This is a genomic window from bacterium (genome assembly GCA_021372515.1).
Taxonomy (GTDB): domain Bacteria; phylum Gemmatimonadota; class Glassbacteria; order GWA2-58-10; family GWA2-58-10; genus JAJFUG01.
In genome coordinates, this window is record JAJFUG010000201.1 from 1 (window position 1) to 19385 (window position 19385).

General features: G+C 60.6%; 33 protein-coding genes and 1 pseudogene. 33 read left to right on the plus strand and 1 reads right to left on the minus strand.

The window, feature by feature from the left end; translation table 11 throughout:
• From tuf to LLH00_18100, 32 genes and pseudogenes are all read left to right on the plus strand, one after another.
• A partial coding sequence (gene tuf / locus LLH00_17945) for an elongation factor Tu (GenBank protein ID MCE5273164.1) occupies positions 1 to 141 on the plus strand: 141 nt, incomplete at its 5' end.
• A gap of 33 nt (positions 142 to 174) precedes the next feature.
• Positions 175 to 483, plus strand: coding sequence for a 30S ribosomal protein S10 (rpsJ, locus tag LLH00_17950; GenBank protein MCE5273165.1), 309 nt, complete (start codon positions 175 to 177; stop codon positions 481 to 483).
• A 111-nt stretch (positions 484 to 594) separates the two neighbouring features.
• Positions 595 to 1215, plus strand: a complete 621-nt coding sequence (gene rplC, locus LLH00_17955; protein MCE5273166.1) for a 50S ribosomal protein L3 — start codon at positions 595 to 597, stop codon at positions 1213 to 1215.
• Positions 1216 to 1272: 57 nt separating this feature from the next.
• Entirely contained in the window at positions 1273 to 1896 is a 624-nt protein-coding gene (gene rplD, locus LLH00_17960; GenBank protein MCE5273167.1) for a 50S ribosomal protein L4, read from the plus strand.
• Between the two features lie 2 nt (positions 1897 to 1898).
• Positions 1899 to 2186 carry a 50S ribosomal protein L23 gene (rplW, locus tag LLH00_17965; GenBank protein MCE5273168.1) on the plus strand — a complete coding sequence of 96 codons (288 nt, stop codon included), beginning with the start codon at positions 1899 to 1901 and terminating at the stop codon, positions 2184 to 2186.
• Between the two features lie 32 nt (positions 2187 to 2218).
• On the plus strand, positions 2219 to 3043 hold the full coding sequence (gene rplB, locus LLH00_17970) for a 50S ribosomal protein L2 (GenBank protein MCE5273169.1): 825 nt from the start codon (positions 2219 to 2221) through the stop codon (positions 3041 to 3043).
• Positions 3044 to 3068: 25 nt separating this feature from the next.
• Positions 3069 to 3356, plus strand: a complete 288-nt coding sequence (rpsS, locus tag LLH00_17975; protein MCE5273170.1) for a 30S ribosomal protein S19 — start codon at positions 3069 to 3071, stop codon at positions 3354 to 3356.
• Positions 3357 to 3469: 113 nt separating this feature from the next.
• Entirely contained in the window at positions 3470 to 3829 is a 360-nt protein-coding gene (rplV, locus tag LLH00_17980; protein MCE5273171.1) for a 50S ribosomal protein L22, read from the plus strand.
• Between the two features lie 65 nt (positions 3830 to 3894).
• Positions 3895 to 4512, plus strand: a pseudogene (rpsC, locus tag LLH00_17985) (30S ribosomal protein S3).
• A 149-nt stretch (positions 4513 to 4661) separates the two neighbouring features.
• Positions 4662 to 5096 (plus strand): 50S ribosomal protein L16, encoded by a 435-nt coding sequence (rplP, locus tag LLH00_17990; protein MCE5273172.1) that lies wholly within the window; start codon positions 4662 to 4664, stop codon positions 5094 to 5096.
• The gene (gene rpmC / locus LLH00_17995; protein ID MCE5273173.1) at positions 5093 to 5305 is read left to right on the plus strand and encodes a 50S ribosomal protein L29; all 213 of its coding nucleotides are present in this window, start codon (positions 5093 to 5095) and stop codon (positions 5303 to 5305) included. The genes rplP and rpmC overlap by 4 nt, the downstream gene beginning before the upstream one ends.
• Positions 5306 to 5348: 43 nt before the next feature.
• Complete coding sequence (gene rpsQ / locus LLH00_18000) at positions 5349 to 5606, plus strand: 30S ribosomal protein S17 (GenBank protein ID MCE5273174.1); 258 nt, start codon at positions 5349 to 5351, stop codon at positions 5604 to 5606.
• 71 nt (positions 5607 to 5677) lie between these two features.
• A complete protein-coding gene (gene rplN / locus LLH00_18005) occupies positions 5678 to 6046 on the plus strand; it encodes a 50S ribosomal protein L14 (GenBank protein MCE5273175.1) in 369 nt (122 codons plus the stop codon).
• Between the two features lie 26 nt (positions 6047 to 6072).
• Entirely contained in the window at positions 6073 to 6405 is a 333-nt protein-coding gene (gene rplX / locus LLH00_18010) for a 50S ribosomal protein L24 (GenBank protein MCE5273176.1), read from the plus strand.
• Between the two features lie 75 nt (positions 6406 to 6480).
• Positions 6481 to 7038 (plus strand): 50S ribosomal protein L5, encoded by a 558-nt coding sequence (gene rplE / locus LLH00_18015; protein MCE5273177.1) that lies wholly within the window; start codon positions 6481 to 6483, stop codon positions 7036 to 7038.
• Positions 7039 to 7082: 44 nt separating this feature from the next.
• Complete coding sequence (locus LLH00_18020; GenBank protein MCE5273178.1) at positions 7083 to 7268, plus strand: type Z 30S ribosomal protein S14; 186 nt, start codon at positions 7083 to 7085, stop codon at positions 7266 to 7268.
• A gap of 104 nt (positions 7269 to 7372) precedes the next feature.
• The gene (gene rpsH / locus LLH00_18025; GenBank protein ID MCE5273179.1) at positions 7373 to 7771 is read left to right on the plus strand and encodes a 30S ribosomal protein S8; all 399 of its coding nucleotides are present in this window, start codon (positions 7373 to 7375) and stop codon (positions 7769 to 7771) included.
• A gap of 61 nt (positions 7772 to 7832) precedes the next feature.
• The gene (rplF, locus tag LLH00_18030; protein ID MCE5273180.1) at positions 7833 to 8381 is read left to right on the plus strand and encodes a 50S ribosomal protein L6; all 549 of its coding nucleotides are present in this window, start codon (positions 7833 to 7835) and stop codon (positions 8379 to 8381) included.
• A 90-nt stretch (positions 8382 to 8471) separates the two neighbouring features.
• Positions 8472 to 8831 carry a 50S ribosomal protein L18 gene (gene rplR / locus LLH00_18035; GenBank protein MCE5273181.1) on the plus strand — a complete coding sequence of 120 codons (360 nt, stop codon included), beginning with the start codon at positions 8472 to 8474 and terminating at the stop codon, positions 8829 to 8831.
• Between the two features lie 49 nt (positions 8832 to 8880).
• Entirely contained in the window at positions 8881 to 9411 is a 531-nt protein-coding gene (gene rpsE / locus LLH00_18040) for a 30S ribosomal protein S5 (GenBank protein ID MCE5273182.1), read from the plus strand.
• Positions 9404 to 9589, plus strand: coding sequence for a 50S ribosomal protein L30 (gene rpmD / locus LLH00_18045; GenBank protein MCE5273183.1), 186 nt, complete (start codon positions 9404 to 9406; stop codon positions 9587 to 9589). Before rpsE ends, rpmD begins: the two co-directional genes overlap by 8 nt.
• Before the next feature lie 63 nt (positions 9590 to 9652).
• Entirely contained in the window at positions 9653 to 10093 is a 441-nt protein-coding gene (gene rplO / locus LLH00_18050; GenBank protein ID MCE5273184.1) for a 50S ribosomal protein L15, read from the plus strand.
• Entirely contained in the window at positions 10093 to 11397 is a 1305-nt protein-coding gene (gene secY / locus LLH00_18055) for a preprotein translocase subunit SecY (protein ID MCE5273185.1), read from the plus strand. The genes rplO and secY overlap by 1 nt, the downstream gene beginning before the upstream one ends.
• 18 nt (positions 11398 to 11415) lie before the next feature.
• Positions 11416 to 12168 (plus strand): type I methionyl aminopeptidase, encoded by a 753-nt coding sequence (map, locus tag LLH00_18060; protein ID MCE5273186.1) that lies wholly within the window; start codon positions 11416 to 11418, stop codon positions 12166 to 12168.
• A 38-nt stretch (positions 12169 to 12206) separates the two neighbouring features.
• Positions 12207 to 12425, plus strand: coding sequence for a translation initiation factor IF-1 (infA, locus tag LLH00_18065; GenBank protein ID MCE5273187.1), 219 nt, complete (start codon positions 12207 to 12209; stop codon positions 12423 to 12425).
• A gap of 27 nt (positions 12426 to 12452) precedes the next feature.
• Entirely contained in the window at positions 12453 to 12566 is a 114-nt protein-coding gene (gene rpmJ / locus LLH00_18070; protein ID MCE5273188.1) for a 50S ribosomal protein L36, read from the plus strand.
• 36 nt (positions 12567 to 12602) lie between these two features.
• Positions 12603 to 12986: a 30S ribosomal protein S13 gene (rpsM, locus tag LLH00_18075; protein ID MCE5273189.1), complete on the plus strand. Its 384-nt coding sequence runs from the start codon at positions 12603 to 12605 to the stop codon at positions 12984 to 12986.
• A 78-nt stretch (positions 12987 to 13064) separates the two neighbouring features.
• A complete protein-coding gene (rpsK, locus tag LLH00_18080; protein ID MCE5273190.1) occupies positions 13065 to 13463 on the plus strand; it encodes a 30S ribosomal protein S11 in 399 nt (132 codons plus the stop codon).
• 27 nt (positions 13464 to 13490) lie between these two features.
• A complete protein-coding gene (rpsD, locus tag LLH00_18085; protein ID MCE5273191.1) occupies positions 13491 to 14126 on the plus strand; it encodes a 30S ribosomal protein S4 in 636 nt (211 codons plus the stop codon).
• Between the two features lie 218 nt (positions 14127 to 14344).
• Positions 14345 to 15376 (plus strand): DNA-directed RNA polymerase subunit alpha, encoded by a 1032-nt coding sequence (locus LLH00_18090; GenBank protein ID MCE5273192.1) that lies wholly within the window; start codon positions 14345 to 14347, stop codon positions 15374 to 15376.
• 94 nt (positions 15377 to 15470) lie between these two features.
• Positions 15471 to 16001 (plus strand): 50S ribosomal protein L17, encoded by a 531-nt coding sequence (gene rplQ / locus LLH00_18095; GenBank protein MCE5273193.1) that lies wholly within the window; start codon positions 15471 to 15473, stop codon positions 15999 to 16001.
• Between the two features lie 107 nt (positions 16002 to 16108).
• Positions 16109 to 17341 carry a family 10 glycosylhydrolase gene (locus LLH00_18100; GenBank protein MCE5273194.1) on the plus strand — a complete coding sequence of 411 codons (1233 nt, stop codon included), beginning with the start codon at positions 16109 to 16111 and terminating at the stop codon, positions 17339 to 17341.
• A 111-nt stretch (positions 17342 to 17452) separates the two neighbouring features.
• Here the strand turns inward: LLH00_18100 and mazG are convergent, their stop codons facing one another.
• Entirely contained in the window at positions 17453 to 18307 is an 855-nt protein-coding gene (mazG, locus tag LLH00_18105; GenBank protein ID MCE5273195.1) for a nucleoside triphosphate pyrophosphohydrolase, read from the minus strand.
• Positions 18308 to 18527: 220 nt separating this feature from the next.
• Between mazG and tatC the strand changes: the two genes are divergently transcribed.
• Positions 18528 to 19379, plus strand: coding sequence for a twin-arginine translocase subunit TatC (gene tatC, locus LLH00_18110; GenBank protein ID MCE5273196.1), 852 nt, complete (start codon positions 18528 to 18530; stop codon positions 19377 to 19379).
• The last annotated feature ends 6 nt before the right edge of the window (positions 19380 to 19385 follow it).

Here is a 19385-nt window from a genome sequence, read left to right on the forward strand (position 1 = left end):
GAGATGGTGATGCCGGGCGACAACGTGGAGCTTTTGATCGAGTTGATCACGCCGATCGCGATGGAGAAAGAGCTTCGTTTCGCGATTCGTGAGGGCGGCCGTACGGTGGGCGCCGGCGTGGTGACCGAGATTATTGAATAATCACATAAACGGGACTCTGTTCAAGAGGCTTACGTGCAGGGACAGAAGATTCGCATAAGACTGAAGTCTTTCGACCACGCGTTGATCGACCGGTCGACAGAGGACATAGTCAAGACGGCTATGGAGACGGGCGCACAGGTGGTTGGGCCGATTCCGCTGCCCACCAAGCGCAGTGTTTTCACGGTGAACCGCTCTCCGCATGTCGACAAGAAGAGCCGTGAGCAGTTCGAGCTCAAGACGCACAAGCGCCTGATCGAGATCTACAACAGCAAGCCTCAGACCATCGACGCGTTGACCAAGCTCGATCTGCCCGCCGGGGTGGACATCGAGATCAAGGTCTGACGCGCACGCGATGGACGGCAGGCTCGCGCGGGGGTCAATCGCCGCAGGCGGCGGACGCCGCCCCGTGTCGAGAGACAAACTGAGGACTTTATAATCCTCGAGAGGTAATGGATGCTTGGATTAATCGGAAAGAAAATGGGCATGACCCGGATATTCAGCCCCGAAGGGCTGGCTGTGCCGGTGACCGTGATCCAGGCCGGGCCCTGCAAGGTGACCCAGGTCAAGACCGGCGCCAAGGAAGGTTACGAGGCGATCCAGGTCGGCTTCGGAGCGCGTAAGGAGAAGAACCTTACTCGCGCGGTCAAGGGACATCTGGCCAAGGTGCCGGGATTCTTCCCGGTGCGGCTGGGCGAGTTCCGCCTGGACGACGCCGGAGAGTACACGGTGGGCCAGGACCTGGATGTGACGATTTTCGAGGCCGGCGAGATAGTGGACGTGATCGGTGTGATGAAGGGCCGCGGTTTTCAGGGCGTCATCCGGCGTCACGGACACAGCGGCGGCAGCGAGACCCACGGCAACACCGCACACCGCGTTCCGGGTTCGGTCGGCTCGTCCGCCGATCCGTCGCGCACCTGGAAGAACCTGAAGCTTCCGGGCCAGTACGGCAACACCCGTCAGACCCAGAAAAACCTTCAGGTGGTAAAAGTGGATGTCGAGCGTGGCATCCTGTTCATCAAGGGAGCGGTCCCGGGTCCGGCCAACGGCCTGGTGACAATCAGAAAGCAAAAGTAATGCAGGCTCCGCCGCGAAATGTGCCCGCGGCACTGAGCGTAACAGACTGAGGAAACCATGACGCAGGCAGGATTGTACAGGCAGAACGGAGAAAAAGCGGGTGAGGTGGGACTGCCCGAAAGCTATTTCGGGGCACAGATCAAAGAGGGTCCCGTCTACTATGCGGTGAACGCCCTGCTGACCAACCAGCGTCAGGGTGATGCATCGACCAAGACCCGCGGCCAGGTGAATTTCAGCACCAAGAAACCCTGGCGTCAGAAAGGCACCGGACGTGCGCGCGCCGGTATGCGCAGCAGCCCGGTGTGGCGTCACGGCGGCACGGTGTTCGGCCCTCACCCCAAGGAGTACGACGTGCGCGTGCCGAAGAAGGTGCGTCGCGCCGCCCTGGTCAGCGCTCTTAGCGCCAAGGCCCAGGAACAGGCCTCAGTGGTGGTGATCGAGAGCATCGAAATGGCCGCGCCCAAGACCCGCGAGGTGGCGGATTTCCTGAAGAAAGTGGACGCCTGCGGAAAGCGTGTGCTGTTCATGCTCGAGGCGGTAAACCCGATGTTCTGGAAATCGGCGCGTAACCTGGAACGGGTTGCGGTGAAGCCGTTCTCGGAGTGCAGCGCCTATGACGTCCTGCTGGCCGAGAAACTGGTGATAGAGCGAAGCGTACTCGATCAACTGGAGCAGAAGTGAAGATGGATGCATACCAGATAGTGCAGCGCCCGCTGCTGACAGAAAAGAGTGACCGTCTGCGCGAGGGCAGCCGGCAGTACTGCTTCCAGGTTGATCCGAGCGCCAACAAGCTCGAGATCAAACAGGCGGTGGAGGAACTGTTCAAGGTCAAGGTGGAAAAGGTGCGCGTCTACAACCTTGAAGGCAAGACCAAACGCATGGGCCGTCACGAGGGCCGTCGCGCCAACTGGAAGAAGGCGTTCGTGACACTCAAAGGCGAGGCAGTAATCGACCTGTTCGAAGGTGTATAAGGTTAAGGTTAAATCAAACCTGTGGACGTAAAATGGCTCTGAAGAAGCTCAAACCGGTTACGGCAGGCACTCGGTTCCGTCAGATCAGCGCTTTCGACCTGATCACCGAGACAAAACCCGAGCGCTCGCTGGTGGAAAACCTGCCCGAAAAGGGCGGGCGCAATCATCATGGTCACGTGACCATGCGCTATCGCGGCGGTGGCCACAAGCGCCAGTACCGCCGTATCGATTTCAAGCGCAACAAGCCGGGGATCAAGGCCCGCGTGGCCACGATCGAGTACGACCCGAACCGCTCGTCGTTCATCTGCCTGGTCAATTACGTTGACGGGGAGAAGCGCTACATCCTGCACTGCCAGGGTCTGAGCGTAGGCGACTGGGTCGAGTCCGGCCCCGGCGCCGACATCCGTCCGGGCAACGCCCTGGCGCTGGCCGACATCCCGCTGGGCACCATGGTGCACAACGTGGAGATGAAGCCGGGCAAGGGCGGGCAGATCGCGCGCAGCGCCGGAAGCGCTGTGCAGATCGCGGCCAAGGAGGGACGGTATGTCCACCTGAAGATGCCCTCGGGCGAGATGCGTCTGATCCCGCGTGAGTGCATGGCCACGGTGGGCGTGGTGGGTAACTCGGAGCACGAGGGCATCTCCTACGGCAAAGCCGGGGCCAAGCGCTGGATCGGTGTACGCCCGCACGTGCGCGGCGTGGCCAAGAACCCGGTCGACCACCCGATGGGCGGCGGCGAGGGTAAGAGTTCCGGCGGCCGCCACCCCTGCACTCCGTGGGGCAAGCCGACCAAGGGATACAAGACCCGTAAGAAGAAGAACCAGTCGGACAAATACATTATCAAGCGTAGAGGCTAACCCGTAACAGGGATGATGAGGCAGCATGTCCAGATCGATTAAAAAAGGTCCTTTTATCGAGGACTCCCTGCTCAAGAAAGTCCTGACGCTCAACAGCGCCGGGGAAAAGAAGGTGATCAAGACCTGGTCCCGTCGCTCGACCATCAGCCCGGAATTCGTCGGGCACACGGTGGCCGTGCACAACGGGAACAAGTTCATCCCGGTCTACGTCACCGAGAACATGGTCGGCCACAAGCTGGGCGAGTTCTCGCCGACCAGATTCTTCCGCGGCCACGGCGGCAAGCTGGCCGAGCGCAGTTCGGCTCGCAAGTAAGCCGCAGGCGGACGCAGGCGGAGTAAAACGGCAGCAACGAAGTTTCGGCCGCAGCGCGCCGTGAGTGATCACGCGCAGGCGGAAGGTTCCAACCCAATCTGTACGAGATGATGATGATTGCTCAAGCTAAAGCCAAGTATGTCCGTATTTCCTCGCGCAAGGTCCAGCTCGTGGTCGATCTGATCCGCGGGAAGAATATCGAGGAAGCGTTCACCATTCTCCGCTATACGAACAAGGCGGCCTCCCTGCCTGTGCGCAAGCTGGTCCAGTCGGCGTACTCCAACGCGGTCAACCAGCTCGGAAGCATGGACCTGGACACCAGGAGCATCGTCATCCGGGAGATTCGGGTGGACCAGGGACCGACAATGAAACGCTGGCTGCCGCGGGCGATGGGCCGCGCTACACCGATGTTGAAAAGGACGAGCCACATAAGCGTGGCCCTGGATGTCCCGGAGCCTGCACCCGCGCGTTGATTCGACTCGAATCGGGGCCAGTGAACACGGCGGCCGGAAAACTATAAGGCAATAAGGAGTCTCAAGTGGGTCAGAAGACACATCCCGTTGGATTCAGACTCGGCATAGTCAAGGGCTGGGAATCGGTCTGGTTTTCGGAACGCGATTTCTCGCGCCTGCTCAAGGAAGACGAGCTGATCCGTAAATACGTGCACAACCGGCTGTCCCACGCCGCGATCAGCAAAGTGGTCATCGAGCGCACGCCGCAGAAAATGACGGTGGTCATCCACACGGCGCGTCCCGGCGTGGTGATCGGCCGCAAGGGTCAGGAAGTGGACAAGCTGCGCGATGAGCTGGCGCACCTGTCGAAGGATGAGATCTTCATCAAGATCGAGGAGATCAAGAATCCCGAACTCGACAGCCAGCTCGTGTCGGACGGAGTCGCGTTCCAGCTCAGCCAGCGGGTGAGTTTCCGCCGGGCGATGAAGAAAGCGGTGACCTCGGCCATGCGGATGAACGCTCAGGGGATCAAGATCAAGTGCGGCGGCCGTCTGGGCGGCGCCGAGATCGCGCGCTCCGAGGGCTATCACGAGGGCCGGGTGCCGCTGCACACGCTGCGTGCCGATATCGATTACGCGACGAGCACGGCGCACACCACTTTCGGCACGATCGGGGTGAAAGTCTGGATCTGCAAGGGCGAAGTGATTCAGCCGCGGCGCAAGGGCGCCGAACGCAAGCCCGAAGCTGCGACGCGTTCCTGAGCCGTCACGGTACGGAAAGCGCCCTTTACGGAGCAACAGAAAAGTCAAAGCAATGCCGGTGAGAAGCGCCGGCCTGAATTCGAGGAGTAACAATGCTTGCCCCCAAGAGAATCAAGTACAGGAAACAGCAGCGCGGCCGGATGAACGGGGCCGCCTGGCGCGGCTCCTCGGTGAGCTTCGGCGAGTACGGGCTCCAGGCGCTTGAGCCGGCCTGGATCACGAACCGCCAGATCGAGGCGGCCCGTGTGGCGATGACCCGTCACATCAAAAGGGGCGGGAAAGTCTGGATCAGGATTTTCCCGGACAAGCCGATCACCAAGAAACCCGCCGAAACCCGCATGGGTAAGGGCAAAGGCGCCCCGGAGGGCTGGGTGGCCGTGGTCAAAAGCGGCCGGATCATGTTCGAGATCGGCGGAATCGAGAAAGAGCTAGCGCTGGAAGCCTTGCGCCTGGCCTCGCATAAGCTGCCCATCCGGACCAAGGTCATCTTCCGGGAGACTGTCACGGAGGAGGGGGCGGAAGAATGAAAGCCCACGAAATCAGGGAAATGAACGAGGACGAAATCCGTCAGCGCCTGAGCGACCTGAAAGAGGAATATTTCCGTCTCTCTTTCCGTCACTCGGTGCACAAGATCGACAACCCGCTGCAGCTTCAGCGCATGCGCCGGGATATCGCCCGCTGCCTGACAGTGCTCAAGCAGAAAGAGGCTGCCGCGGGCGAAGTCGCCGGGGCCTGAGACCTAACCGAACAAACAGCCGGTTGGCATTCTGGAGATTAAAATGGAAAGAAGCTTTCGTAAAACCCGTGTCGGCACTGTGGTCAGCGACAAGATGGAAAAGACGGTGATCGTCCGCATCCAGCGTCAGATCAAGCACCCGATCTACGGCAAGGCAATGTGGCGCTCCAAGAAGTTCCAGGCCCACGACGAGGACAATCGCTGCAAGATCGGCGACCAGGTCCGGATCATGGAGACGCGCCCGATCAGCAAGAACAAGTGCTGGCGTGTGATCGAGGTAATCTCCAGCGTGGTGGAATGATCTAAAGGCTTCCGGAGTGTACGGCCGGAACCGGGATAGCGATTCCTCAAACCGTGGACAGGTGAAAGAAAATGATACAGCAGGAGACAATTCTCAGGATAGCGGACAACTCGGGGGCCAAGAAAGCGCTCTGCATCCGGGTGCTGGGTGGAACCCGCCGCCGCTACGCCCGGCTGGGCGATATCATCATCGTCGCGGTCAAGGATGCTCTGCCCAACGGCAACATGCGCAAGGGCGACGTGGCCAAGGCGGTGGTTGTGCGCTGCGCCAAGGAAACCCGTCGCAAGGACGGCAGCTACATCCGGTTCGACGAGAACGCGGCCGTGATCATCGACGACAAGAAAGAGCCGCGGGCGACCCGTATTTTTGGCCCGGTGGCCCGTGAGCTGCGTGAGAAGCAGTTCATGAAGATCGTCTCACTTGCCCCGGAAGTGCTTTAATCACACGGATACGAAGGTGCCTCAAGATGCATATCGTGAAAAATGACAAGGTGATAGTGATCGCGGGCAACAGCCGGGGCCGCACGGGCGAAGTGCTCAAGGTGTTCCCCGACAAGGAGCGCGCGATAGTTAAGGGTCTCAACATGGTCAAGCGCCACCAGCGCCCGACCCAGAAGAACCCGCAGGGTGGGATCGTGGAGAAGGAAGCTCCGATCCACGTGAGCAACCTGATGCTGCTGGATGACAAGAGCGGCAAGGGTGTACGGATTCGCAGCAGCAAACTCAACGATGAGAAGGGCAGCAAGGTCAGGATCAGCGCAAAAAGCGGTGAGGTCATCCCGAAAAAAACCGGGGCCTGAAAATAAGCCGTCCGCTGCGGTCCGGATTCTCGCCGTCTAATAAGGAACAATTTTTAACCGGTAGGTACACAGGCGATGGCCAGACTCAAAGAGAAATACTACAAAGTGATACAGCCGAAACTGAAAGATGAGTTCGGCATCAAGAACATCCTCGATGTGCCGCGTCTCGAAAAGATCGTGATCAATTGCGGCATGGGCTCGGCGATCCAGAACCCCAAGGAACTGGAAACCGCCCAGCAGGAGCTGCGTCAGATCACCGGTCAGCACGCCGTGATCACTCGGGCCAAGAAATCGATTTCCAATTTCAAGCTGCGTGGCGGCATGAAAATCGGCTGCCGGGTCACCCTGCGCGGTGAACGGATGTGGGAATTCGTCGACCGGCTGATTTCGGTTGCCATCCCGCGCATCCGTGATTTCCGCGGTATTCCCAACAAGAGCTTCGACGGTCGGGGCAACTACACACTGGGCGTCAAGGAGCAGGTGATCTTCCCGGAAATCGATTTCGACAAGATCGAGAAGCTGCACGGAATGGATATCACTTTTGTGACGACTACGGAAAAGGACGACCGGGCTTTCGCTCTGCTGCGCGAGCTGGGAATGCCATTCCGCACCGCACAGCAACGGACCGCCTGAGGCGGCTGATACAGGAACCTCAGCCAGAAAAAGAGGGTGACGAAGTGGCCAGAAAAGCCTTGATCGAAAAATGCAACGGCAAGCCAAAATTCAAGGTGCGCCAGTACAACCGCTGCAAGCGCTGCGGCCGTCCACGGGCTTACTATCGTAAGTTCGGGCTGTGCCGTATCTGCCTGCGGCAGCTCGCCCTTCAGGGTAAAATCCCGGGCGTGCGCAAGGCGAGCTGGTGAGTTGGGCGCCATAAAACAACGAATATGATTGAGCCGGCCGCGGTGCAGCGATTACCGCGCCACCGGCGGAAGAAAACGAAAAATACATCGCAGAGAGAGCAAAGATGACGATGACTGACCCCATTTCCGATATGCTGACCCGCATCCGCAACGGGTACAAGGCTAAGCATATCCGGGTGGACGTTCCCTCGTCGAACCTGAAACGGGAGATCGCCCGAATCCTGATGCGGGAAAACATGATCCGCAACTGGCGCGAGGTTCCCGGCAACTACCAGGGCATTATCAGGATCTACCTGAAATATGGCCCCGGGGATGTGCCGGCGATGATCGGTTCGCGGCGGGTGAGCAAGCCGGGGCTGCGAATCTATCGCGCCTCCGAACAGCTCAAGCGTATCCGCAACGGCCTGGGATTGTCCATTATTTCCACCTCCAAGGGTGTGATCACCGACCGCGAGGCGCGCAAGCTTCACGTGGGCGGCGAGGTGCTGGCCGAGGTCTGGTAAGGCCCGGTGTGAGAGTTATTAATTCGATCTCAGGAATCTGAGGTAAATACGGGAGGACCTCGTGTCCCGCATAGGAAAACTTCCAATTGCTCTGCCCAAAGGGGTCAAAGTCAGCCACGACAAGGAACTGCTCGTGGTCGAGGGGCCCAAGGGCAAAAATGAAGAGCGCATTCACCGCAACATGATCCTCGACATCAGTGAGGATCAGATTTTGGTGCGGCGGCCGGATGACAGCAAGCTGAACTGCTCCCTGCACGGGCTGACCCGCACGCTGGTGTTCAACGCGATAACCGGCGTGACCACAGGGTTCACCAAGCGTCTGGCCATCGAAGGCGTGGGCTACAAGGCCACGTTGAGCACCAAGAACAAGGGCGCCCTGACCCTCGACCTGGGTTTCTCACACCAGATCGAGGTTGTGCCGCCCGCGGGCGTTTCGTTCGAGGTCCCGGCTCCGACCGCGATCGTGGTCAACGGGATCAACAAGCAGGTGGTCGGCGAAGTGGCGGCCAAGATTCGCGGCTACCGTCCGCCGGAGCCCTACAAGGGCAAGGGCGTACGTTATGAAGGTGAGCAGATCCTGCGCAAGGCCGGAAAGGCTGGCAGCAAGTAAGCGCGTAATCTGACCGTCGACCGGGGAGGGCGCAGCCCGCACCCCGGTCCGCGGAACTAAACTATCCTCAAGTGGTGCGGGAATAAAGCGATGAAGGCTTTCGACAGAGAAACAGCCCGACTGAAGAGACACACGCGGATCCGGAAAAACATCGCCGGATGCCCCGAGCGTCCCCGCCTGGTGGTGCACCGCTCGCTCAAGAACATCGAGGGCCAGATCATCGATGACAAGAGTGGGGTGACCCTTCTGGGCCTGTCCTCCCTGGCCAAGGAAATCGAGGCCGGCGGGAAGAAGAAGACCGAAATCAGCAAACTGGTCGGCCTGACCCTGGCGCGCAAAGCGCTGGAAAAGGGTATCACGCGGGTGGTTTTCGACCGCGGCGGCTACCTGTATCACGGCCGGATCAAGGCGTTTGCCGAGGGAGCCCGCGAGGGTGGCCTGGAGTTCTGACAGCGAAATAATATCTGTATCCTGAAATTCCTGGCAAGGAGTTGAGGAATTGGATTTCAACAAAGAAAAAAGTGAGCTGATCGAGAACGTCATCACGATCAACCGCTGCGCCAAAGTTGTAAAGGGCGGACGCCGTTTCAGCTTCAGCGCTCTGGTGGCGGTCGGTGATGGCAAGTCGAAGGTCGGCCTGGGTATGGGCAAGGCCAACGAGGTGAGCGACGCAATCCGCAAGGGTGTGGAGATCGCCAAGAAGAACATGGTGGAAGTGCCCGTGCTCCGCGGTACGGTACCGCACGAGGTTGTCGGCGAGTTCGGCGCCGGCCGTGTGTTGCTCAAGCCCGCCGCTCCCGGGGCCGGTGTGATTGCCGGCAGCAGCGTGCGAGCGGTGCTCGAGTGCGCCGGCATCCAGAACATCCTGTCCAAGTCGCTGGGTTCGAACAACCCGCATAACATGGCCAAGGCCACCCTGGCCGGGTTGAACAAGATGATGACCCTCGACAGTGTCGCCCGCCTGCGCGGCGTGACACGTGAGGAAATCGCCAAGGGAGACCGTGTCGTGGTGGAGGCGACCTGTGACTAAGAAACTGAAAATCACCCAGATAAAAAGCGGAATCGGCGCCCCGCCAAAGCAGCGCGCCACTCTGGAGGCGCTCAACCTGTCGCGTCACCAGACCAGCGTGGTCCACGGCGACACCCCGCAGATTCGTGGCATGGTGTTCAAGGTGCGCCACCTGGTCGAGGTCGAGGAAACTGACTGAGGCGGCCTTAAGCTGACAGCGGTCCTCAGAACAAGATAAAAACTCTCAGAATGGAACGGTCCGATGAAGTTGTCTGAATTGAAAAGACCCGAGGGGGCGAACAAAGAGCGCAAGCGTGTCGGACGCGGGCGCGGCACCGGTCATGGCAATACGGCCGGCAAAGGCCACAAGGGGCAGAAAGCCCGCAGCGGCGGCAAGGTGTCGTCGTGGTTCGAAGGCGGACAGATGCCCTTGCAGCGCCGCATCCCGAAACGCGGGTTCCACAACCCCTTCCGTACCGCCTATCAGGTCGTGAATCTGGCGGACATCAGCCGTCTGGGACAGCGGGAAAGTCTGACCCCGGATGATATGGTCGAACTGGGACTGATTGTCCGGAACAAGGGTCCGGTCAAGGTCCTGGCCAAGGGCGAACTGGCTTTCGCTGTCACCGTTTCCGCCAACGCTTTCAGCGCCAAAGCCCGTGAAGCGATTGAGGCTGCCGGCGGTAAGGTGGAGGTGCTTTAATGCCGGCACAGGGGCTGCAGAACATTTTCAATGTTCCCGAACTTAAAAGGAAGCTCGGTTTCACCCTGCTGATGGTGATCATCTACCGTATCGGCGGGCATCTCACCACTCCCGGAATCAATGTCGGCCGGTTGATGGAGTGGTTCGGGAGTCAGCAGAACACCCTGTTCGGCCTGATGGACATGTTTGCCGGCGGAGCGCTCCAGCGCGCCACGGTGTTTGCGTTGGGCATCATGCCCTATATCAGTTCCTCGATCATTTTCCAGCTCCTGCCCCCGGTGTTTCCGCATTTCGAGAAACTGATGAAGGAGGGCGAGGAGGGGCGCAAGAAGATCAACCAGTACACGCGCTACGGCACCGTGGTGCTCAGTTTCATCCAGGCGGTCGGTATCGCCACGTTCCTGCAGCAGCTTGGCGCGGTCAGCATGACCAACCTGTGGCTGTTCCGGGTGACCACGGTGGTGACCCTGACCACGGGTGCGGTGTTTGTGATGTGGCTGGGTGAGATGATCACCGAGCGGGGGATCGGCAACGGCATGAGCCTGCTGATCTTCTTCGGCATTGTGGACCGTTTCCCTGGCGCCATCTTCCAGTCGATCGAGATGCTGCGCAACGACGTGATCGGGATCATCCCGATGCTGCTGCTGATCGTGGTGATGGTCGCGGTGGTGGCGGGCGTGATTGTGATGACCCTGGGCGCGCGCAAGATTCCGATCCAGATTCCCAAGCGCATGGTCGGACGCAAGGTTATGGGCGGCCAGCAGACACACCTGCCGCTCCGTATCAACAGCGCGGGCGTGATGCCGATAATCTTCGCCCAGTCGATCATCGTGGTTCCGGCCACGCTGGGCCAGCTTCTGGCCCCGGGCAGTTTCCTGGAGGACATCGCCGCCTGGTTTCAGCCGCGCACGAACTCGTACGTGATCATGTACTCGCTGATGATCCTGTTCTTCACCTATTTCTACACCGCGGTGATTTTCAACCCGGTGGACTTGGCCGAGAATTTCAAGCGCCAGGGCGGCTTTATCCCCGGCATCCGTCCGGGCGCCAAGACCGCAGAATACATCGACCGGGTGCTGACCCGCATCACGCTGCCGGGCGCTGTTTTTCTGGCGTTCATCGCGGTGATGCCGATGTACCTTACGCGCTGGCTTAACGTGCCGTTCTATTTCGGCGGCACCAGCCTTCTGATCGTGGTCGGTGTGGCGCTGGACACCATCCAGCAGATGGAGAGTCATCTGCTGATCCGTCACTACGATGGCTTCATGAAGAAGGGCAAACTGCCCAGCCGTCGTTTAATGTGACCTTGGGGGTGCCGGCGGATGGTATTTCTGAAAACCCGCTTTGAGATCGAAAAGATACGTGAGGCGGGAAAGATAGTGGCCGAGGTGCTGGCCCGGGTGGAGAAAGAGATCCGGCCCGGAATCTCGACCCTGGAGCTGGATGAGCTGGCCGAAAGGATAATCCTGGCCCATCCGGACAGCCGGCCCGCTTTCAAGGGCTACGGCGGGTTCCCCGGCACGCTCTGCGTGTCGCTGAACAACGAGGTTGTGCACGGCATCCCCAAGCGGGACCGTATCCTGGCCGAGAGCGATGTGGTCAGCGTGGATGTGGGGGCGTTCCACCGCGGCTATTATGCCGACGCCGCCGCCACGTTCGTGGTCGGGCCGGCGGATGAGCGCCGCGCCAGGCTGATCGACAGCTGCCGTCGCGCTTTGGAGGCGGGGATCGCCCAGGCGGTGATGAACAACCGGGTGGGGGACATCGGGGCGGCGGTGCAGAAAGTGGTGGAGGCCGATAACTATTCGGTGGTGCGGGACCTGGTGGGGCATGGGATCGGCCAAAGCCTGCATGAGGACCCGCAGGTGCCCAACTACGGGCGGCCGAAAAGCGGCTATCCACTGAAAGAAGGGCTGGTGGTTGCCATCGAGCCGATGGTTAACGAGGGGACATACGATGTGCGGACCCTCAGTGACAACTGGACGGTTGTCACGGCCGACGGCAAGTTGAGCGCGCACATAGAGCACACGGTCGCCGTGGGGCCGAATGGCCCGGAGATACTTACCCGGGCCTGAGCGCAGCGCGCCGGCTCAACCCAAATGCAAGGATCGTTATGCCGAAGGAAGATGCAATCCAGGTGACCGGTACGGTGATCGAACCGCTGCCAAACGCGATGTTCCGGGTGGAGCTCGAAAACAAGCACGAGGTCCTGGCTCACATAAGCGGCAAGATGCGGATGAATTTCATCCGGATTCTTCCCGGCGACAAGGTGGCCCTGGAACTTAGCCCGTATGACCTGAGCCGCGGCCGGATTACTTATCGGTACAAATGATATAATTACCAGGACAGCGGAGTCGAGATGAAAGTACGAAGTTCAGTAAAAAAAATATGCGAATATTGCAAGATCATTCGCCGGCGGGGGGTGGTGCGCATAATCTGCAAGAACCCCAAGCACAAGCAACGTCAGGGCTGATAACCCCTAACGCCAAATCCAAGCTGGAGACAGTATATGGCTCGAATAGCAGGAGTGGACCTCCCGAGAACCAAGCGAGTTGAGATCGGCCTGACTTATATTTTCGGCATCGGGAGATCCTCGGCCCGTGATATCCTGGAGAAGGCCGGAATCAACCCCGATACGAAAGTGGCGGATCTGACCGACAACGAGGCGGCCCGTCTGCGCAGCGTCATCGAGCGCGACTACAAGGTCGAGGGTGCGCTTCGCACGGAAATCTCGATGAGCATCAAGCGGCTGATGGACATCGGCTGCTACCGCGGTCTGCGCCACCGTCGCAATTTGCCGGTGCGCGGGCAGCGCACGCACACGAACGCCCGCACCCACAAGGGTCCGCGCAAGGCGATCGCAGGCAAGAAGAAGGCCAAGGCCAAGAAATAACAAGCAGCCTGCGCCGCAGGGCGGATCTGGTGACATGCATCCGCGGTCGGCGCAATCTTCAAACTTACAGGAGTATCAATGGCCAGTCCGTCCAAGAAGGGATCGAAGGTTAAAAAGAAGGTCAAGAAGGTGGAGGCCGAAGGAGTGGCCCACATCAAGGCCAGCTTCAACAACACCATCGTTACCATCACGGATCTGAACGGTAACACGGTGAGTTGGGCCAGTGCGGGCAAGGTCGGCTTCAAGGGATCGAAAAAGAGCACCCCGTTCGCCGCTCAGACCGTGGCGGAAAATGCCGCGCGGGAAGTCATCAACCTGGGGATGAAGCGGGTGCACGTGAAAGTCCAGGGCCCTGGCAGCGGACGCGAGTCGGCGATCCAGGCGATCCAGGCGGCTGGACTCACTATCAAGTCGATCCGGGATTGCACTCCGATTCCGCACAATGGATGCCGGCCGCCCAAGCGCAGGCGTGTATAATATATCAGTGATTTTGGAGGAGTGTAAATGGCGCGTTATCTGGATGCCAATTGTAAACTCTGCCGTCGGGAAGGGACCAAGCTCTTCCTGAAAGGTGAGCGCTGCTTCACCGAAAAATGCGCGGTGGAGCGTCGTGCCTTTGCGCCGGGGCAGCACGGCCGCAATGCCGGCCGCCGTCGCAAAACCAGCGACTATAACATGCAGCTCAGGGAGAAGCAGAAAGTCAAGCGGATTTACGGTCTGCTGGAGAAGCAGTTCCGCAACTATTTCGTCAAGGCCTCGCGCAAGAGCGGCGTCACCGGCGAAAACCTGCTTCAGCTTCTCGAGACCCGTCTGGACAACGTGGTCTTCCGTCTGGGGCTGGCCCCCAGCCTGAAAAGCGCCCGTCAGCTCGTTCGCCACAGCCACATCCTGGTCAACGGCAAGCCGGTGGATATACCCAGCTATCAGGTTGTTCCGGGTGAGGAAATTTCGGTGCGGGAGAAAAGCCGCCAGTTGGGCCTGATCCTCTCGACCATCGAGCGTCGCGGCAAGCAGGAACTGGTCAACTGGCTGAGCGTGGACTACAAGTCACAGACCGGCCGCATGCTGGAGCTGCCGGGCCGGGCCGACATACCGATCGCCGCGCAGGAACAGTTGATCGTCGAGTTGTACTCGAAGTAAGCGCAGAGTGCGCCGGGGCCGACAGCCAGGCACGCGCAGTGCATCGCAAGCGGCCCGGCCGGGAGGCTGTCGCCTGAACGCCGGGACTGCCGCGGGCAGCCGCCGAGAGCGTGGCGGAACCACAAGGGCCGAACGCTGCGCAGCAGCAAAGAGGTACTGTTTACCCGGGATTAATTTCCCCCTTAGGCTTGATAATTCAAGCGGGAGATATACGGGTCATGAATCTAAAGAATCTGGTTTTGCCGTCCAGAATAGAAAAGAACACCCGGAATTATTCTGAAACCTTCGGCGAGTTCAGTGTATACCCGCTGGAACGCGGTTTCGGGATCACCCTGGGCAACGCGCTGCGGCGTGTGCTGGTCTCCTCGCTCGAGGGCGCGGCGATCTGGGGTGTGCGGGTGGAGAGCGTGCTGCACGAGCTGTCCAGCATCCCCGGAATCGTCGAGGACATGCCGGAGATAATCATCAACCTCAAGCGCGTAGTGCTCAAGCGCCGGGATGAGGAAGCGGTCGAGGGAGTCTGCAAGCTCGAGGTCAACGATGCGGACGAGGTCACAGCCGCGAAAATACAAACCCCTCCGGGCTTCGAGGTGGTGAACAAGGACCTGTACCTGTTCAGCCTGAAGGAAAAGAAAACCGTGCGCATGGAGTTGATGATCAAGTGCGGCCGCGGCTATCATCCCTCCAACACGCACGAGGTGCCGGGCGATGATCCGCAGTTCATTCCCATCGACTCGCTGTTTTCTCCGGTGGTCAAGGTCTCGTTCGACGTTGAGGAGCAGCGCGTGGGCCAGCGCACCGATTATGACAAGCTGGTCGTGCGGGTTAACACCAACGGCTCGATCACCCCGGAGCGGGCGATGATCAACGCCGCCGAGCTGCTGATCAAGCACTTCGAGTTCCTCAAGACGTTCAGCGAGCCGGAGGAGGCCAAGCCGACCGCCACCGACCTGCGCAAGAACCGTCTGAAGGAGCTATTCAACCGCAGTGTCGAGGAACTGGAGCTGTCGGTGCGCAGTAGCAACTGCCTCAAGGCCAGCAACATCAAGACCTTGGGCGAGCTGGTGCAGAAGACCGAGAGCGAGATGATCAAGTTCCGCAACTTCGGGCGCAAGTCGCTCAACGAGATTTCTGAAATCCTCTCCCGTCACGGGATGCATTTCGGGATGAAGCTGGAGCGCAACGAAAAAGGCGAATGGGAACTCCTCGACGATGACGGTGAGGAGATCAGGACCGAGCCGGTGGAGTGAGGCCGGCCCCATACTGGCGCGAAACGTTACGGAGCTGTCCGGACAGTGACCGGCGAGCTTCACAGAATGGTTTAAAGCGATTAAGGGAACACTCATGAGACACATGAAAAAAGGCAATGCCCTGAACAGGTCGCAGAGCCATCGCCGGTGGATGCTCAGCAACATGGTGACCAGCCTGTTCCAGCACGAGCGCATCGAGACTACCGTGGCCAAGGCCAAGGAAGCTCGCCCGCTGGCTGAGAAACTGATCACCTTCGCCAAGCGCGGCGACCTGCATGCCCGTCGTCTGGTGCTGCGCATAGTCCGGGACAAGGCGGTTGTGGAAAAGCTGTTCAGCACCCTGGGCGAGCGCTACCGCAACCGTCCGGGCGGCTACACCCGTATCCTGCGCCTGCGCAACCGTCTGGGCGACAACGCCACGATGGTGATTTTCGAGCTGGTCAAGGAAGAGTCCCGCAAGGGCGGCAGCGGACGTCGCCGTCGCGGGCGGAAAAAGAAGGAAACCCCGGCCGCAGCGGAGCAGAAAGCCGCCGAGGCCGTGTCGGCCCAGACCGCCGCGGAAGTGGCGCAAGCCGCTCCGGAAACGGCTGCGGAACCCAAGGCCGAGGAAAAGCCGGCTGAATAACCTGGCCGGATGAGGTTCGATAAAAAGGTAAGGGATTGACGGGTCCGCCCGCGATGCCTTACCTTTTTTTATGCCCTGGAGCCAACCCTGAGCCACTGGATGGAGTGATGCGTTTCAAAAACCTGCTGATACTGCTCGTGCTGGCTGCCCTGCTCTGCGGCCAGGCCGCGGCGGCGCGCAAGGCGACTATCCGCATGCGGCCTGCCGAGGGCCGGGGCAAAGTGGATGAGAGGTCCGGTTTCAGGCGGGGGACAGGGCGCGCGCTCTGGGTGGTGCGCACCAGTCTGCTCAGCCGAGAGAGCCTGGACCGCCTGGTGGAGCAGGCCGCCGGGGCGGGATTCAACACCCTTTTCGTCCAGGTCTGCGGGCGCGGTGACGCCTATTTCCCGTCGCGGGTGTTTCCCCCGGCCGAGGACTACGCCCAGCGCGTGGCCGGGGCCTATGACCCCTTGGACTACCTGCTCCGCAAGGCCCACGCCCGTGGGATCGAGGTGCACGCCTGGGTCAACACCCTGCTGGTCTGGTCAGCGCCACAGCGGCCGGGCTCGACCGCTCACGTGGTCAACGCCCACCCGGAATGGATCATGGTCAACGCCGAGGGCGAGCGTATGAGCGACTACCCGTTCGAGCGCTACGCCAGGCTGCGGATCGAGGGCGCTTTCCGCAGCCTGGCCGAGCCGGAGTCGGCGCGCGAGCTGGAGAAATTCCTCCTCGACCTGGTCAGCCGCTACCCGGTGGACGGCCTGCATTTGGACTATCTCCGCTACCCCTCAGACGCCGTGGATTACAGCCCGGCCGCGCGCCGTCAGTTCGCCGCCCGGAGCGGGGTCGACCCGCTGGCGCTGCTCACCCAGCGCGAGCAGCTCGAACAGCGCCTGGGCCAGACCGCAGTGGACAGCCTGTCCCGGCGCTGGCTGGAGTTCAAGGCCGGGCTGGTGACAGGTTTCGTGGAGAGCCTGCGCGGCCACCTGCGGCAGGTGCGTCCCGAGCTGCGGCTTTCGGCCGCGGTCAAGCCGGACATCGACTCGGCTTACCGCACTTTCGCCCAGGACTGGCCGGGCTGGGTGCGCAGCGGGAGTGTTGATTTCGTGGTTCCGATGGCCTATAGCAAGAAACCGGAGCAGGTCTACACCCAGATCGAGGCCGCCTGCCGCGCGGTGGGGCGCGAGCATGTCTGGGCCGGGATACGGGCCTGGGATGTGCCGGTCGCCTCGGTACTGGAGAGGGCGCGCCGGATCGAGCCGCTGGGCGCGGGCGGGATCAGCTTTTTCTCGTACAACGGCATGGAGAACAACGCGCAGTTTTTCCGTAGCGTGCGCTCCTGGGCGCTCGGGCGCTGAGTGGCCGGTGCGGACAAAAGAAAACGGCGTCCGGGGAAAGACGATGCTGTTTTGAGTTTAGGGGCACGGCAGTCCGTGCCCCTTGTTGATCCAATCTTTCTGCAGAACCCCTCATTCCTGCTCCGGAGCCTTCTGCCCCCGCTCCTCGCGCTTCACCTCGTCCCAGACCTTGTCCAGTTCCTCCAGGGGCAGCGCACCCAGCTTTAGGCCGCGCTGACGGAGCTTTTTTTCCAGGGCCTTGAACCGGCGGACAAACTTGGCGTTGGTACGCTCCAGTGCCAGCTTGGGGTGCACCTCCAGCAGGCGGGCCAGGTTGACCACGCTGAACAGCAGGTCGCCGATCTCCTCCTCCATTCCATCCCTCTGCCCCGCGGCTACGGCCTGACGCAGCTCGCCCACCTCCTCCTCCACCTTGTCGAACACCTCCAGCGGCCCGGACCAGTCGAAACGGTACTTGCTCACCCGTCCCTGGATACGGTAGCTCTTGAGCAGCGGGGGCAGGCTCCTGGGCAGGCCGTCCAGCACGGACTTGCCCGGATTGGATTCTCCGTTGGTTTTCGCCGCTTCTTCTTTCTCCCCCTGCTTGATCTGCTCCCAGGCGAAAAGCTGGTCCTCGCGGCTGGCGAAACGCGCCCCGGCGAACACGTGCGGGTGACGGCGCACCATCTTGTCGCGGATCAAGGCCACCACCTCGGGCAGGCCGAAGCGGCCGGCCGCCTCGGCCAGGCAGACCTGGAAACACAGGTGCATCAGCACGTCCCCCAGCTCCTCGCACAGGTGCACGGGATCATCGCTCTCTATCGCCTCCAGCAACTCGTAGACCTCCTCCAGCAGGTAGGGCTTGAGCGAGCGCGCGGTCTGCTCGCGGTCCCAGGGGCAGCCTTGCGGCGAGCGCAGGTAGGCCACCAGCTCCTTGAGTTCCTCCACCGTGCGTATCCCGGCGAAATCTTTGCGTTCGTTCTCCACAGTGTCTCCTCTCGCGGCGTGTCTGTGCACTGCCTCAAAGATAACCCCGGCGCGGTGAAAGGCAAGCCCGCCACGGCGCTCACGACCTGAAGGGAGGGCGCGCCGCTGGTAAGGCTTGCTCTGGACGGTCCTGACAAGTATATTATCAGCTTGATATTTCTGGCTGTTCCGGTACGTCCGGCGGCGTGGGCACGGGCAATCAGTCAAAGCGAAACGATATATGGCCGACAGCAAAGACCTCCCAGAAAAGGTGAACAAACCCGGCGAAGTGGTGCAGGCGCGTACGGATGAGGATGACGACGATCCTTTCGAAAAGGATGAGGACGATCTGAACCGCAGGAGCGAGATGCCGTTCCTGGACCACCTGGAGGAACTGCGCCGGCGCATCCTCTGGTGCCTGGCCTTCATCTTCGTCGGCATCATCCTGGGCTTCTGGATCAACAGCAAGTACGACTTGCTCGCGGTCATCGTCAAGCCCGTGGTGCCGTACCTCAAGAACGGCAAGCTGATGATCATCAAGCCCACCGAGGGTTTCATGATCGCAATGAAGCTGTCGTTCTTCTTTGGGATGCTGTTCGCCTCGCCGGCGATGATCTACCATTTCTGGGCTTTCATCGCCCCGGCGTTGCTCAAGAAAGAGCGACGGGTGGTGTTCCCGCTGCTGTTCCTTTCGTTGTTCATGTTCGTGCTGGGCGCGGTGATGGCGTTCTATGTCACATTGCCGCTGGGTATGGCGTTCTTCTCGAAATTCCAGTTCGCCTCGACCGAGTTCATGCTCACCGCCAGCTCCTACCTGGATATCGCCACCCAGTTGGTGCTACTGACCGGGGTTGTGTTCGAGTTGCCGGTGGTGATAATGATCCTGGCCCGCCTGGGGCTGGTCACTCCCGAATTTCTGCGCACCAAGCGCCGCCACGCGATCCTTGTCATTTTCATCATCGCCATGGTAGTCACGCCGCCGGACCCGGGCAGCATGATCCTGGTGGCCGTGCCGATGTGCCTTCTGTACGAGATCAGTGTCTGGATCGCGGTGGTGGTTGCGCGCAAGAAGAAAGAAGCCGACTCAGAGTAATCCGAA